The organism is Ramlibacter alkalitolerans (assembly GCF_016722765.1).
In the GTDB taxonomy this organism is placed as follows: domain Bacteria; phylum Pseudomonadota; class Gammaproteobacteria; order Burkholderiales; family Burkholderiaceae_C; genus Ramlibacter; species Ramlibacter alkalitolerans.
Window position 1 is genome coordinate 182,479 of the sequence record NZ_JAEQND010000011.1, and the last position, 14,237, is coordinate 196,715.

The 14,237-nt window shown below is 69.3% G+C and carries 13 protein-coding genes; 4 read left to right on the top strand and 9 right to left on the bottom strand.

Annotated features, from left to right (window positions below; translation table 11 throughout):
• The first annotated feature begins 10 nt into the window (after window positions 1-10).
• Window positions 11-859: a MurR/RpiR family transcriptional regulator gene (locus JI746_RS20030; protein WP_201692037.1), complete on the top strand. Its 849-nt coding sequence runs from the start codon at window positions 11-13 to the stop codon at window positions 857-859.
• 105 nt (window positions 860-964) lie between these two features.
• Here JI746_RS20030 and JI746_RS20035 read toward each other — a convergent pair whose 3' ends face one another.
• The 7 genes from JI746_RS20035 to JI746_RS20065 all read right to left on the bottom strand — a co-directional run bounded on the left by JI746_RS20035 (window position 965) and on the right by JI746_RS20065 (window position 9,211).
• Window positions 965-1,966, bottom strand: coding sequence for an ABC transporter ATP-binding protein (locus tag JI746_RS20035; RefSeq protein WP_330893046.1), 1,002 nt, complete (start codon window positions 1,964-1,966; stop codon window positions 965-967).
• 77 nt (window positions 1,967-2,043) lie between these two features.
• Window positions 2,044-3,021: an ABC transporter ATP-binding protein gene (locus JI746_RS20040; RefSeq protein WP_201692039.1), complete on the bottom strand. Its 978-nt coding sequence runs from the start codon at window positions 3,019-3,021 to the stop codon at window positions 2,044-2,046.
• The gene (locus JI746_RS20045; protein ID WP_201692040.1) at window positions 3,018-3,929 is read right to left on the bottom strand and encodes an ABC transporter permease; all 912 of its coding nucleotides are present in this window, start codon (window positions 3,927-3,929) and stop codon (window positions 3,018-3,020) included. Before JI746_RS20045 ends, JI746_RS20040 begins: the two co-directional genes overlap by 4 nt.
• Window positions 3,930-3,957: 28 nt before the next feature.
• Window positions 3,958-5,532: an ABC transporter substrate-binding protein gene (locus JI746_RS20050; RefSeq protein WP_201692041.1), complete on the bottom strand. Its 1,575-nt coding sequence runs from the start codon at window positions 5,530-5,532 to the stop codon at window positions 3,958-3,960.
• Between the two features lie 51 nt (window positions 5,533-5,583).
• Window positions 5,584-6,804 carry a M20 aminoacylase family protein gene (locus tag JI746_RS20055; RefSeq protein ID WP_201692042.1) on the bottom strand — a complete coding sequence of 407 codons (1,221 nt, stop codon included), beginning with the start codon at window positions 6,802-6,804 and terminating at the stop codon, window positions 5,584-5,586.
• A gap of 3 nt (window positions 6,805-6,807) precedes the next feature.
• Window positions 6,808-7,788: an ABC transporter permease gene (locus JI746_RS20060; RefSeq protein ID WP_201692043.1), complete on the bottom strand. Its 981-nt coding sequence runs from the start codon at window positions 7,786-7,788 to the stop codon at window positions 6,808-6,810.
• A 151-nt stretch (window positions 7,789-7,939) separates the two neighbouring features.
• Window positions 7,940-9,211, bottom strand: a complete 1,272-nt coding sequence (locus tag JI746_RS20065; protein WP_201692044.1) for a porin — start codon at window positions 9,209-9,211, stop codon at window positions 7,940-7,942.
• Between the two features lie 322 nt (window positions 9,212-9,533).
• Here JI746_RS20065 and coq7 point away from each other — a divergent pair, with 322 nt between their 5' ends.
• Window positions 9,534-10,157 (top strand): 2-polyprenyl-3-methyl-6-methoxy-1,4-benzoquinone monooxygenase, encoded by a 624-nt coding sequence (coq7, locus tag JI746_RS20070; RefSeq protein ID WP_201692045.1) that lies wholly within the window; start codon window positions 9,534-9,536, stop codon window positions 10,155-10,157.
• A 448-nt stretch (window positions 10,158-10,605) separates the two neighbouring features.
• Here coq7 and JI746_RS20075 read toward each other — a convergent pair whose 3' ends face one another.
• The gene (locus tag JI746_RS20075) at window positions 10,606-11,073 is read right to left on the bottom strand and encodes an OsmC family protein (RefSeq protein ID WP_201692046.1); all 468 of its coding nucleotides are present in this window, start codon (window positions 11,071-11,073) and stop codon (window positions 10,606-10,608) included.
• A 303-nt stretch (window positions 11,074-11,376) separates the two neighbouring features.
• Here JI746_RS20075 and ilvA point away from each other — a divergent pair, with 303 nt between their 5' ends.
• Complete coding sequence (ilvA, locus tag JI746_RS20080) at window positions 11,377-12,930, top strand: threonine ammonia-lyase, biosynthetic (protein ID WP_201692047.1); 1,554 nt, start codon at window positions 11,377-11,379, stop codon at window positions 12,928-12,930.
• Window positions 12,914-13,639 (top strand): hypothetical protein, encoded by a 726-nt coding sequence (locus JI746_RS20085; RefSeq protein ID WP_201692048.1) that lies wholly within the window; start codon window positions 12,914-12,916, stop codon window positions 13,637-13,639. Before ilvA ends, JI746_RS20085 begins: the two co-directional genes overlap by 17 nt.
• On the opposite strand, the gene JI746_RS20090 is transcribed toward JI746_RS20085, so the two are convergent.
• The gene (locus tag JI746_RS20090) at window positions 13,612-14,220 is read right to left on the bottom strand and encodes a type II secretion system protein N (protein ID WP_201692049.1); all 609 of its coding nucleotides are present in this window, start codon (window positions 14,218-14,220) and stop codon (window positions 13,612-13,614) included. The two genes, JI746_RS20085 and JI746_RS20090, sit on opposite strands and share 28 nt — an antisense overlap.
• Window positions 14,221-14,237 lie beyond the last annotated feature (17 nt).

Sequence of the window (14,237 nt, forward strand, 5' to 3'; positions counted from 1 at the left end):
CGAGGCCGGCGTGCTAGACCGCATCCGCGCCTCGCTGCCGTCGCTCGCCCCCGCCGAACAGCGCGTCGCGCGCCTGGTGCTGGTCGACCCGCGCGCCTTCGCCACGCTGCCGGTGAGCCAGCTGGCCGAGCGGGCCCACGTGAGCAAGCCCACGGTGGTGCGCTTTTGCCGCAGCATGGGCTATGACGGCCTGTCGGACTTCAAGCTGAAGCTGGCCGGCAGCGTGAGCGAGGGCGTGCCCTTCATCCACCGCAGCGTGGACCCGGACGACAGGACCGGCGACGTGCTGGTCAAGGTGATCGACAACACCGTCGCGGCCTTCCTGAAGTACCGCAACGATGCCTCCACCTTCGCGATCGAGAAGGCGTCGGAGGCGCTGGCGGCGACGCACGGCACGCGCGGCCGCATCGAGTTCTACGGCGTGGGCAACTCCGGCGTGGTGGCGCTCGACGCGCAGCACAAGTTCTTCCGCCTGGGCGTGAACACGATCTCCTACAGCGACGGCCACATGCAGGTGATGAGCGCGACGCTGCTGGGCCCGGGCGACTGCGTGGTCGTGATCTCGAACTCCGGCCGCACGCGCGACCTGATGGACGCGTGCGACATCGCGCGGCGCAACGGCGCCACCACGATCGTGATCACCGCGACGGGCTCGCCGCTCGCGGCCGCGGGGCAGATCCACCTCTCGGCCGACCATCCGGAAGGCTACGACCGCTACAGCCCGATGGTGTCGCGCCTGCTGCACCTGATGATCATCGACGTGCTGGCGACCACGGTGGCGCTGCGCATCGGCGGCGGACGGCTGCAGCCGCTGCTGCGGGAGATGAAGAACAACCTGCGGACGAAGCGGTACGCGTGAGCAGCGCTGGGGTTCGCGCGCTGCGCGGCTCACCGCCAGCCTACGCATGGTTGGCCGCGTTCTCGTAGGCTGGTGGTGAGCGCCGAAGGCCGCGAACCCCAGCGCTCAGATCCGCCCCTCCTCCACCGCGTGGCACGCCACCCGCACCCCGCGCAACTCCAGCAGCGCGGGCCGCTCCGCGCGGCAACGCTCGTTCGCATGCGGGCAGCGCGGATTGAATGCGCAGCCCGTGGGCGGATTGAGCGGATTCGGCACCTCGCCCTGCACCGGCGTGCGCGCGCGGCCGGTGTCGTGCATCTTCGGGATCGCATCCAGCAGCATGCGCGTGTACGGGTGCTGCGGCTGCGCGAACAGCTGCTGCTTGGGCGCCAGCTCCACCAGCCGCCCCAGGTACATCACGCCGACCTCGTCGCTCACGTGCCGCACCACCGCCAGGTTGTGCGAGATGAACAGGTACGTGAGCCCCAGGCGGCGCTGCAGGTCCTTCATGATGTTCAGCACCTGCGCCTGCACGCTCACGTCCAGCGCCGACGTCGGCTCGTCGCACACCAGGAACTCGGGATGCGTGGCCAGCGCGCGCGCGATCGAGATGCGCTGGCGCTGGCCGCCGGAGAACTGGTGCGGGTACTTCGAGGCGTCCTGCACATTCAGGCCGACGGAGGAGAGCAGCTCGCCGACGCGCTCGCGCACCGCCGCCGCACCCTCCACGAGGGCGTGCTCGTTCAGCGGTTCCGCCACGATGTCCTGCACCCGCCAGCGCGGGTTGAGGCTCGCGTAGGGGTCCTGGAAGATCATCTGGATGCGGCGGCGCAGCTTGCGCCCTTCCGGCGTGCGGAAGGCCGCGTGCGCGTCCTGGCCGTCGAAGGTGAAGCTGCCGCGCGTCGGGCGGTACAGGCCCACCAGCAGGCGCGCGACGGTGCTCTTGCCGCAGCCGGATTCGCCGACCAGCGCCAGCGTGCGCCCCTTCTCGATGGCGAAGCTCACGCCGTCGACCGCATGCAGGAGCTGGCGCGGCTTGCGTTCGAGCACGCGATTGAGCCAGGGGGCGGAGACGTCGAAACTTTTGGCCAGGTCCTGGGCCTGGACCAGGGGGGCGTCGGATGGCACGGAAGCACCCCTCACCCCAGCCCTCTCCCCGGAGGGGAGAGGGAGGAAGTCCGCGGAGGTGATCGGCGGCACGGCGCTCATCCCGGCATCTCCGCGTTGGCGTCGTGCAGCCAGCAGGCGGCGCGGGTCGCACCGGCAGCGAGCAGTTCCGGGCGCTCGCGCGTGCAGCGCTCGAAGACGCGCGGACAGCGCGGGTTGTAGGCGCAGCCGGGCGGAATGGCCGTCAGCCGCGGCATCGCGCCGTCGATCTGGTTCAGGCGCTCGCGGTCGCTCGTCATGTCGGGGATGGAGGCCATCAGCCCCATGGTGTAAGGGTGTGCGGGCTGGTGGATCACCTGGTGCACGGGGCCGATCTCCGCCAGCCGCCCGGCGTACATCACCGCGACGCGGTCGCAGGTCTCCGCGATCACGCCCATGTCGTGCGTGATCAGCATGACCGCCGCGCCATGCTCGCGGCAGATGCGCTTGAGCAGTTGGATGATCTGCGCCTGGATCGAGACGTCGAGCGCGGTGGTGGGCTCGTCGGCCACCACAAGGCGTGGTTCCGCGGCGAGCGCCAGCGCGATCACCACGCGCTGCCGCATGCCGCCGGAGAACTGGTGCGGATAGTGGTCGATGCGCTGCGCGGCCGCCGGGATGCCGGTCTCCTCCAGCAGCGCTATGGCGCGGCGGCGGGCCTCGGCGCCGTCCACGGGCAGGTGCGCCTGGATGGTTTCGGTGAGCTGGCGGCCGATGGTGTACAGCGGATTGAGCGACGTCAGCGGGTCCTGGAAGATCGCGCCGATCTTGCGGCCGCGGATGTGGCGCATGCGCTCGAAGGGCAGGTTGTCGATGCGTTCGCCTTCCAGCAGCACCTCGCCCGACGCGATGCGCCCGGGCGGCTCCAGCAGCCCGATGATCGCCGCGCCCGTCAGCGACTTGCCGGCGCCTGACTCGCCGACGACGCCCAGGATCTCGCCCGGCGCGATGTCGAAGGAGACGTGGTCGAGTGCCCGCAGCGTGCCGCGCCGGCCGGGGAACTCCACTACGAGGTCGCGGACTTGCAGCAGGCTCATTGGAGTCGCGGATTGAGCGCGTCGCGCAGCCAGTCGCCCAGCAGGTTCACCGACAGCGCGATCAGGATCAGCATGATCGCGGGGAACACGGTGATCCACCACTCGCCCGAGAACAGGTAGTTGTTGCCGATCTGGATCAGCGTGCCCAGCGAGGGCGAAGTGGGCGGCACGCCCACGCCCAGGAAGGACAGCGTCGCCTCCGTGATGATGGCGGTGGCGATGTGGATCGTCGCCAGCACCAGCACCGGGCCGGTGACGTTGGGCAGCACGTGGCGCAGCATGATGCGCACCGGCGCCACCCCGGTCACGCGTGCGGCCTGCACGTATTCCTTGTTGCGCTCCACCAGCGTGGAGCCGCGCACCGTGCGCGCGTACTGCACCCAGCCGGTCAGCGTGATCGCCACGATCAGCACGCCGAAGGCCACCGTGTTGGGCGCGTTCGGAAACAGCGCGCGGCCGACGCCGGCGATCAGCAGCGCGACGAGGATCGGCGGGAACGACAGCATCACGTCGCACAGGCGCATCAGGAAGGCGTCGATCCAGCCGCCGCGAAAGCCGGCCAGCAAGCCCAGCGCCACGCCGATGATCATCGACAGCACGACCGAGGCGAAGCCCACGACCAGCGAGATGCGCGCGCCGTAGATCAGCGCCGAGAGGATGTCGCGGCCCTGGTCGTCGGTGCCCAGCAGGTACCTGGCCGTGCCGTCGGCAAGCCACGCCGGCGGCTTGCGGGCATCGCCCAGTTCCAGGGTCGTGAGGTCGAAGGGGTTGTGCGGCGCCACCCAGCCGGCGAACAGCGCGCAGAACACGCACACGAACGCGATCGCCGCGGCGGCCACCGCCATCGGCGAACTGCGGAAGCTGTAGCCGACATCGCTGTCCAGCCAGCCGGCGAGCACCTGCCTCATCGCCCCTCCTCACCCACGCCGTGTGTCATCAGGCGCCCGACTTCACCTTGATCCACTTGAACGACAGGTTGTTGTCCGGCCGCTGCACCACGTCCACCCGCTTGCTCACGCCCCAGGCCAGCGCCTGCTGGTGCAGCGGGATGTGGCCGATGTCGTCCTGGTGGATCTTGAAGGCCTCGTGGATCATGGCGTTGCGCTTGGCCTTGTCGGTCTCCTGCTGCACCTTGTGCGTGAGCTCGTCCACCTTCGGGTTGCAGTAGGCGCCCAGGTTGAACTGGCCCGCGCCCTTGTCGTCGACGCAGGACATGATCGCGTTCAGCGGATCGCCCGCGTCCACCGTGCTGGGCGTCCACCCGAGCAGGTAGAAGCTGGTGTCGCGCCGCAGGATCTTCGGGAAGTAGGTGCCCTTGGTCTCGGCCGCCAGGTTGATCTTGACGCCGATGCGCGAGAGGTTCGCGGCCACCGCCTGGCAGATGCGCGAGTCGTTGACGTAGCGGTCGTTCGGGCAGTTCATCGTGACCTCGAAGCCGTTCGGGTAGCCGGCCTCCGCCAGCAGCTTCTTCGCCGCGTCGGCGTCATAGGGCAGGCGCTTGTTCAGGTCCGGCTGGAAGCCGTTGATGCCGGGGCCCACCATCTCCGCGGTGGGATTGGAGGCGCCGCGCATCACCGTCTTCTTGATGCCCTCGATGTCGATCGCCTGGTAGAAGGCCTGGCGCACCCGCTTGTCCTTGAACGGGTTCTTGCCCTTGACGCTGGAGTACAGCAGCTCGTCGCGCTTCTGGTCCATGCCGAGGAAGATCGTGCGCAGCTCCGGGCCGGTGAGCGCGCGCGCGTTGGCCGAGGCGTTGACGCGGTCCACGTCCTGCAGCGGCACCGGCTCCATCACGTCCACTTCGCCGGAGAGCAGCGCGGCCACGCGGGTGGCGTCGTTGCCGATCGGCGTGAAGATCACCTCCTGGACGTTGCCTTCGATCTTGCCCCAGTAGTTGCCGTTGCGAACGAACGTGGTGCGCACGCCCGGCTGGCGTTCGCGCAGCCGGTACGGGCCGGTGCCGTTGGCGCGGAACGAGGCCGCGTTCTCGATGCCCTTGCGGCGATCGACCGGGCGCGTCGCCTGGTTGTCCTCGCACCACTTCTTGCTCATGATCGCCACCCGCGACATCAGGTCCGGCAGGATGGGGAAGGGCTGCTTGGTCTCGATCTCCACCGTGTGGCTGTCGATCTTGCGCACCGCCTTGAAGTCGTTCGTGTAGGACTTCATGTCCGAGCCGTCGGCCTGCGTGCGTGCCAGCGAGAAGATCACGTCGTCGGCCGTGAACGGCGTGCCGTCGTGGAACTGCACGTTCTTGCGCAGCTCGAAGCGCCACACCGTCGGCGACATCTGCTTCCATGCGGTGGCGAGGCCCGGGATGATGCTCATGTCCTTGTCGCGCAGCACGAGCGAGTCGTACACGTTCGCCATCACGTCGAGCTGCAGCGACTCGTTGAGCGAGTGCGGATCCATGGACAGGGCGTCGCCCTGGTTGGCCACGCGCACCGTCTGCGCGCTCACGCCCAGCGCGGTGCACAGCAGCGTCGTGGCCAGGAAACTCTTGATTCGCATGGTGGACTCCTTTTCGGAATGGATGCCTTCGGATGAAACTGCCCGTGCCGCTCAGGGGGTGAGCGGCAGTCCCCGTTCGATCAGGCTCGCGTGCAGCGCGGAGCCGAGCGGAAGGATGTCGTCGTTGAAGTCGTAGCGCGTCATGTGCAGCATGCAGCTGCCTTCGCCGCCCTGGCCGATGCGCAGGTAGGCCCCGGGCTTGACCTGCAGCATGAAGGAGAAGTCCTCGGCGCCCATGCTCGGCTCCATGTCGCGCACCACGTGCTCGGGGCCGACCAGCGATTCGGCGACGTCGGCGGCGAATTCCGTCTCGCGCGGCGTGTTGATCGTGGCGGGATAGATGCGCTCGTACTGCACGGTGGCGGAGGCGCCGAAGCCGAGCGCGACCGCGCTGCACAGCTCTTTCAGGCGCCGCTCCACCATGTCCTGCACCTCGGGCCGGAAGGTGCGCACCGTGCCCACGAGCGTCGCCTTGCCGGGGATCACGCTCATCGCATGCAGGTCACCCGCCTGCATCGCGCAGAGGCTGATCACGGCGCCGTCGACCGGCTTGACGTTGCGCGAGATGATGCTCTGCACCGCGGTGATGATGTGCCCGGCCACTAGCACCGGGTCGATCGCGAGGTAGGCGTGCGCGCCGTGGCCACCCTTGCCGGTGATCTCGATCGTCACGCGGTCGGCCGAGGCCATCATCGCGTGGTGCCGCACGCCGAAGCAGCCGGGCCGCAGCCCGGGCCAGTTGTGCATGGCATAGACCGCTTCGACGGGCCAGCGGTTGAACAGGCCGTCCTCGATCATCGCCTTGGCGCCGGCGAAGCCTTCCTCGCCCGGCTGGAAGACCAGCACCGCCGTGCCGTCGAAGTTGCGCGTCTCGGCGAGGTAGCGCGCCGCGCCGATCAGCATCGTCACGTGGCCGTCGTGGCCGCAGCCGTGCATCATGCCGTTGCGGCTGGACTTCCACGGGAAGTCGTTGGCTTCGGTCATGGTCAGGGCGTCCATGTCGGCGCGCAGGCCGATCATCCGGTTGGCCGTGTTCTGGCGGCCGTGGATGATGCCCACCACGCCCGTCTTGCCGATGCCGGCGTGGACCTCGTCGACGCCGCACAGGCGCAGCGCTTCCTGCACGCGGGCGGCGGTGTAGACCTCCTCGAAGCCGAGTTCCGGGTGGGCGTGCAGGTCGCGGCGGAAGGCCGTGAGCTCGGGATGGAACTGCGCGATGTGCGCGAAGGCGCGCGCATGCGCAAGCCGGGTGGTGGCGGCCGGGGCCAGCATCGATCAGTGTCCTTGTGCCGTGCCCACGCGCAGGCGCGGGTCGACGGCGAAATAAAGCAGGTCGACGACCAGGTTGATCACGACGAAGATGAGGGCGATCAGGCACAGGTAGCACGCCATCACCGGGATGTCGGCGAAGGTCACGGCCTGGATGAACAGCAGGCCCATGCCGGGCCACTGGAACACGGTCTCGGTGATGATCGCGAAGGCGATCAGCTGCCCGAGCTGCAGCCCGGTGATCGTCATGACCGGCACCAGTGTGTTCTTGAGCGCATGGCCGAAATGGATGGCGCGGTTGGGCAGGCCGCGGGCGCGCGCGAACTTGATGTAGTCGGTGCGCAGCACCTCCAGCATCTCGGAGCGCACCAGCCGCATGATCAGGGTGAGCTGGAAGATCGCCAGCGTGATGGCCGGCAGCACCAGGTGGTGCCAGCCGTCGCGCGTGGCCAGCCCCGTGCCCCACCAGCCCACCTGCACCGTCTGCCCGCGGCCGAAGCTGGGGAACCAGCCGAGCGTGACGGAGAAGACGAGGATCAGCAGGATCCCGATCAGGAAGGTGGGCAGCGACACGCCCAGCAGCGAGAGCGTCATGAATAGCTGGCTGGTGAAGGTGCCGCGTCGCAGCGCCGCGTACACGCCCATGGGCACGCCGATGACGAGCGCCAGCACCGCGGCGGTGAGCGCCAGTTCCAGCGTGGCGGGGAAGCGTTCGCCGATGAGGCGGGAGACCTTGGCGCCCTGGCGCAGGCTGAGGCCGAATTCGCCTTGCACCGCATTGCCCAGGAAATGCCAGAACTGCACGAAGAAAGGCTGGTCGAGGCCGAGGGCGGAGCGCAGCTCGCGGATCTGGTCCGGCTTGGCATCCTGGCCCAGCAGGAAGACCACGGGGTCACCGACATACTGGAACAGCAGGAAGGCGATGAAGGCCACGACCACCATGACCACCACGGCCTGGAGCATGCGGCGCAGGATGAATGCAAGCATCGACGGGTTTGGGAACGGCCGTCGAGGCTAGCATGGCGATTCACGTGCCGAAACGGGGGGAAACTCTGGCCCGCGCAAGATAAAAAAAGCCGCCCGAAGGCGGCTTTCAAGTTTCTTGTTTTCTGCAGCGGCCTCGCGGCCGCTTCGAAAATCAGAAGCTGTGGCGAATGCCCAGGTCGTAACCCGTGGAGCTCGTGGCGGTACCCAGGGTCGCGCCGTTCAGCGAAACGGCGGCGCCGTTGCGGTTCTGGACACGGGCAGCCGTGGCGTACAGCGCGGTGCGCTTGCTCAGGTTGTGCACGTAGCCCAGCGCCAGCTGGCGGGCACGCGGGTCGGCACCGGCACCGGCGTCGATCTTGTACGTCGAGTAGGAAGCGCGGATCTCGCCTGCGCCGACCGGCACCAGGGTGCCGAGCAGCCAGCCGCGGCCGTCGATCTCGCCGCTGGCCGGGATGCCGGTCCCGGCGTTGCCGGCGCTGGAATCACGCTGCTCGCGGGTGTAGTGGCCCATCACCTTGGCCACGCCGAAGTCCCACTGGCCACCGATGTTCCAGGTGCGGAAGTCGCCGGCGCGCTGGGCGGCGATCTGGGCAGCCGTCGGGGCGACCGCGCCGGTGAAGGTGTTGGTCGTCGTGATCGGCTGGACCGGGTTCACGGGGGTGGCGTCGTACGCGGTGCGGGCGTAGGAGATGGCGACGTTGAACGGGCCAGCGCCATAACCCAGGCGACCGCCCCAGCCGGTGCCGTCACGGGCGGAGTTCGCGCCGTTGAAGGTGTTCTCACCCAGCCAGTAGTTGAACTGGCCGTAGAAGCCACCCAGGTTGGCGGGCAGGAAGTAGCCGATGTCGTTGGACGCGCGGACGATCACGCCACGGGTGCCGACCGGCGCCATCGCGTTGCCAGCGGTGCCCAGGCCACCGGCCGGGCCGACCAGGGTCAGGGTGGTGCCGACGCCGTTGGTGCCGAACGGATCGAAGACGGTCAGGTTCCAGAACGACGGGGTGTAGTCACGACCCAGACGCACTTCACCCCAGCCGCCAGACAGGCTGACGGTGGAGCGGCGGTTGAACACCAGGCCGGCGCCGTCGCCAACGCCGTTGGGGTTGGTCGGGCTGGCGCCGTTCAGGACGTTCTGGTTGCCCACGGGGATCCGCTGGCCAGCCGTGCCGTCGTCATTGCCCAGGGAGCCTTCCAGCCAGAAGGAAGCGGCCATGCCGCCACCCAGGTCTTCCGTGCCACGGAAGCCGATGCGCGAGCTGTTGTAGCCCGAGTTGGCCAGGGCCGTCTTGTTGGCGGCGCCGGTGCCGCTGGCGCGGCCATGGGCGATCGTCGCGTCGACGATACCGAACAGCGTGACCGACGACTGGGCGGATGCCGCACCGGCGGCGGCCATCACAGCCAGCGCAATCAGGGACTTTTTCATGCAAGTTTCTCCAAGGTTAAACATAGGGCTCCGGTTCGTATGGGGCGCGCATGCAGGCACGTGTCGCGTTCCCACCGGATCCCCGGGCCAACCTCCTTTTCGGAAGGTTGTGGCTATTCCACCAGAGCGCTTTTTGCCGCGCAAAGTAATTCGCCTCGCGGAGCGGGTTTCGTTGCAGACCGACAACATGAATCCCATGGTCGAGTGGAGCTTTCGCAACACTCTCGTCTCATTTCCGCCGCAAACAAAGGCTGAGGCGTGACTTCGTTGTTCCTGCTGTGCGAACTGCCGCGAGGGCCCGCGGGCTCCTACACTCGGCTCCATGATCGTCGACCGCATCCTCGGCGCCGCGGACCAGGCGCTGCGCACCCTCTTCGCCACTCCGCGCAGCACGCGTCCCTGCCCCGTGCTCCCCAACGAGGCGACGCACCTCGGCGCGCAGGAAAAGCAGCACGCCGCTGCGCTCATGCGGGTAAACCACGTCGGCGAGATCTGCGCCCAGGCGTTGTACACGGCGCAGTCGCTGGCCACGCGCAACACGGCGCTGCGGGCGCAACTGGAGCAGGCGGCCCGGGAGGAAACGGACCACCTGGCCTGGACCAAGGGGCGCCTCGACGAACTCGGCGCCCGGCCTTCCGTGCTCAACCCGCTCTGGTATGCCGGCGCCTTCGGCATCGGGCTCATCGCGGCACGCTTCGGCGACCAGGTGAGCCTGGGCTTCGTCGTGGAGACCGAACGCCAGGTCGAGGCCCACCTGCAAAGTCACCTGGACCGGCTGCCGCCCGCCGACCATGCGTCGCGGGCGATCATTGCGCAGATGAAGGACGACGAGGCCGCGCACGCCAACCACGCCCTGCAGGCCGGCGGCGTGGAGTTGCCCGCTCCGGTGAAACTGGCCATGCGGGCGGTCGCGCGCGTGATGACCACCACGGCGCACTACATCTAGGGCAGCGTTCGACGCTGCTCGGAAATTCCCGCGTAGGCGCACACCTGAGCGGAAATGCCGCAGCACCGTCATGCTTGGAGAAGGAGTGAAGCCGGCGCGGTGTGTGCCGCGCTGCGCTCGTGGCCCCTGGTCCGGCACAGGACGGGTTTGTCCGCCTCACTCCATGTCCCCCGGCGCGGTTGAGAGCACTGGCCTTGGCTGAAGCCGCGCCCGCGCCTCCTCCTTTACTTCCGGAGGCGGACAAACCCGTCCTGCGCCTGCGCGGTCGAATGGCCGGGCGATCGACCTCCACGAGGGCCGTGACGCAGCGCTGCGCCGTGCGGCGGCCCCAGCGGTGTACCCCGACGCCGATGCCGGGGGGCGTGTTGCGCGCCGGACCAGGGAGCGATCCGTCCTCAGCGGCGGCGCGCGCTGCATGCGTGCCGCCACCTGTCGAATATCACACTAGCTACGGCGCAGCCGCGGCCCCCTCCTCGACCAGTTCGAAGCTGGTCGTCATCTCCGCCGTCCTGGCGAGCATGGCGCTCGCCGAGCAGTACTTCTCGTGGCTCATGGCGATCGCCCGCTCCACGGCCGCCGCCTGCAGCCTGTGCCCCCGCACGGTGAAGTGCATGTGGATCTTCGTGAACACCTTGGGATCCGTGTCGGCGCGCTCGGCACTGAGCTTGACGGAGCAGCCGCGCACGTCGTGCCGACCCCGCTTGAGGATCAGGACCACGTCATAGGCGGTGCAGCCACCGGTACCTGCGAGGACCGTCTCCATCGGCCGCGGCGCCAGGTTGAGGCCGCCGTTGTCCGGCCGGGCCGCATCCGGCGCGCCGTCCATCATGAGCACGTGGCCGGTGCCGGTCTCGGCCAGGAAACCCATCCCCGAGCGCGCCCCGGTCGCCCCGGTCCACGTCACTGTGCATTCCATCGTCTTGTGTTCCTTGCGCTGCAGGCCGCTGTAGGGCCCCTGCTACGTAGTGCTGCGTATGCGACACCGGCCTTCAACCCTTCTTGTGCGTTGCAGCAAAGAGAGGGCTATACTGCCTCCAGAGCATAGCGAATCCGCTAAGCGACGCTGGCCAAGGGCGCTGATGCCGGGGCCGCGCAACGGTTGTCTCCTCCACCTCTTCCTTTGGTGGATTTAGCCCCCGGATCGCAAGATCCTGGGGCTTTTTTCTGTTTCCTCCCTGGCCGCCGCTCGCCCGGCGGGGCCACCTATGATCTCGCCGCCATGAAGAAACACCTGCAGCCGCAGGACTACCTCAAGAAGATCCTCACCGCGCGCGTGTACGACGTCGCCGTGGAATCCTCGCTCGAACCGGCGCGCAACCTCAGCCGCCGCCTTCACAACAAGGTGCTGCTCAAGCGCGAGGACCAGCAACCGGTCTTCAGCTTCAAGTTGCGCGGCGCCTACAACAAGATGGCGCAGCTGGCGCCCGAGCAGTTGCAGCGCGGCGTGATCTGCGCTTCCGCCGGCAACCACGCGCAGGGCGTGGCGCTCGCCGCGCACCGCATGAACGCGCGCGCGGTGATCGTGATGCCGGTGACGACGCCGCAGGTGAAGATCGAGGCGGTCAAGGCGCTGGGCGGCGAAGTCGTGCTGCACGGCGACAGCTACTCCGACGCCTACACCCACGCCAGCGAGTTGTGCGAGCGCGAGCAGCTCACGTTCGTGCATCCGTTCGACGACCCGGACGTCATCGCCGGCCAGGGCACGATCGCGATGGAGATCCTGCGCCAGCACCAGGGGCCGCTCGATGCGGTCTTCGTCGCCATCGGCGGCGGCGGGCTGATCTCGGGCGTGGCGAGCTACATCAAGGCGGTGCGCCCCGAGATCAAGGTGATCGGGGTGCAGATGAGCGATTCGGACGCGATGGCGCAATCCGTCGCCGCGAGCAAGCGGGTGACGCTGGCCGACGTGGGCCTGTTCTCCGACGGCACGGCCGTCAAGCTGGTGGGCGAGGAGACCTTCCGCCTGGCGCGCGAGCTGGTCGACGAATTCATGCTGGTCGACACCGACGCCGTCTGCGCCGCCATCAAGGACGTGTTCGTCGACACGCGCAGCATCGTGGAGCCGGCCGGCGCGCTGGCCGTCGCCGCCATCAAGCAGTACGTCGCCGAGCGCAAGACCCGCGGCGAAACCTACGCGGCGATCCTGTGCGGCGCCAACATGAACTTCGACCGGCTGCGCTTCGTGGCCGAGCGCGCCGAGGTCGGTGAGGAGCGCGAGGCGCTGTTCGCCGTCACCATCCCCGAGGAGCGCGGCAGCTTCCGGCGCTTCTGCGAGTTGATCGGCACGCTGCCCGGCGGGCCGCGCAACGTCACGGAGTTCAACTACCGCATCAGCGACGCGCAGCAGGCGCACGTGTTCGTGGGCCTCACCACGCACGGCAAGGGCGAATCCGCGCGCATCGCGGCGAACTTCACCCGCCACGGCTTCCAGGCGCTGGACCTCACGCACGACGAGCTCGCCAAGGAGCACATCCGCCACATGGTGGGCGGACCGTCCGTGCTGGCGCAGGACGAGCGGCTGCTGCGCTTCGTGTTCCCGGAACGCCCGGGAGCGCTGATGAAGTTCCTGTCGCACATGCGCCCGAACTGGAACATCTCGCTGTTCCACTACCGCAACCAGGGCGCCGACTACGGCCGCATCCTGGTCGGCCTGCAGGTGCCGCGCAGCGACGACAAGGCCTTCAAGGAATTCCTCGACACGCTCGGCTACCCGTTCTTCGAGGAAACGGACAACCCCGTCTACCGCCTGTTCCTGCGTGACCGCCCTGCGTGACCACCTGAACCTGTTCGCCCGCCGCTTCGCGCTGGCGCTGCACCGCACCGCGCGGCTGCCGGCCAGCGCCGCCCCGGCGGACGACGACCGCCCGGGCGGCAGCGAGCGCCACCTGCCCGGTGCCGGCACGCTCGTGGGCCTGCTGGCCGCCTTCGTGTTCGCCGTCTTCGGGCTGCTGCTGCGGGGCAACCCCGCCGGCCCCGCCGTGGCGGCGGTGGCCAGCCTGTTCGCCGTGCTCGTGCTCACCGGCGCGGCGAACGAAAGCGCCGTGTTCCGGCTCGCCGAAGCGCTGGCCCCGCGCGCCGGCCACGGCGTGATCGCGCTGGTGGTGCTGCTGGCGGCGCGCATCGCCGCCGTCGCAGCCACCGGCACGGTGTCGGAGGCGGGCGTGCTCGCCGCGCTGCTGGCCGGGCCGGTCGTTTCGCGCTTCGCACCGCTGCTGGCCGCGCACTGGGCTGCCCACGGCGCGACGGAGGATGCGGCGACCGTCCGCGTCGCGGCGCTGTGGTGCATCGTGCCGGTGCTGCTGCTGGGATTCGCCGGCGGCCTGCCCTGCGCGCTGCTGGCCCTGGCCGGCGTGGCGGCGGCGTGGATCGGGCTGCTGCGGTTCCTGCGCCATCGCCCCGGCGGCTTCGACGCCGCGCGGGCCGCCGCCTTGCAGCAGGCCTGCGAAGCGGCTTTCTACCTGGGGGCTTCGCTGGGGGCCTGAGCGCCCTCGCCCGCGGGTTGCGGCGCGTTCGGGGCCACAGGCGGCGCGCCTGGCACGGCGCCTGGCACCACGCCTGGCACGACGCCAGGCAACACCCCCATGGGCGCGGGCCGGTTGCTCGTCTCCAGCCGCTGCGCCGGCACTTCCAGCGTGACCAGCGGCTGGCCCTCGCGCGAGGCGATGACCGCCTGGCGACCGTGCACGGACTGCAGCACCAGGCCTTCCTCGATCGTGCTGCCGACGCGGTAGGACCGGGCCGGCTTGCCGTCGACCGCGATCACGGCCGCCCCGCCGCCGGAGTGGGCGCCCGCGGCCACGCCGATCAACTGGAAGCGGCTGGCGAGTGCAACGACCGGCGTCGGCGCAGCCGCGGTGGCGGCCGTCGGCGAGCTGCCCAGCAGCCGCGCCAGCGCCAGCGGATCGACCGGACCGACCTGGCGCGGGGCGGCGACGGGCGCCGTCACGGGCGGGGCGGCGGAGGACAGTTTCAGCCCCCAGTAGGCCGCGCTGCCCGCGGCAAGCGCCCACAGCGCGAAGGTCGCGCCGCGCACGATCCAGGGGGCAGGGGCCGGCGTCAGCATGCCGCGATTATCATTGA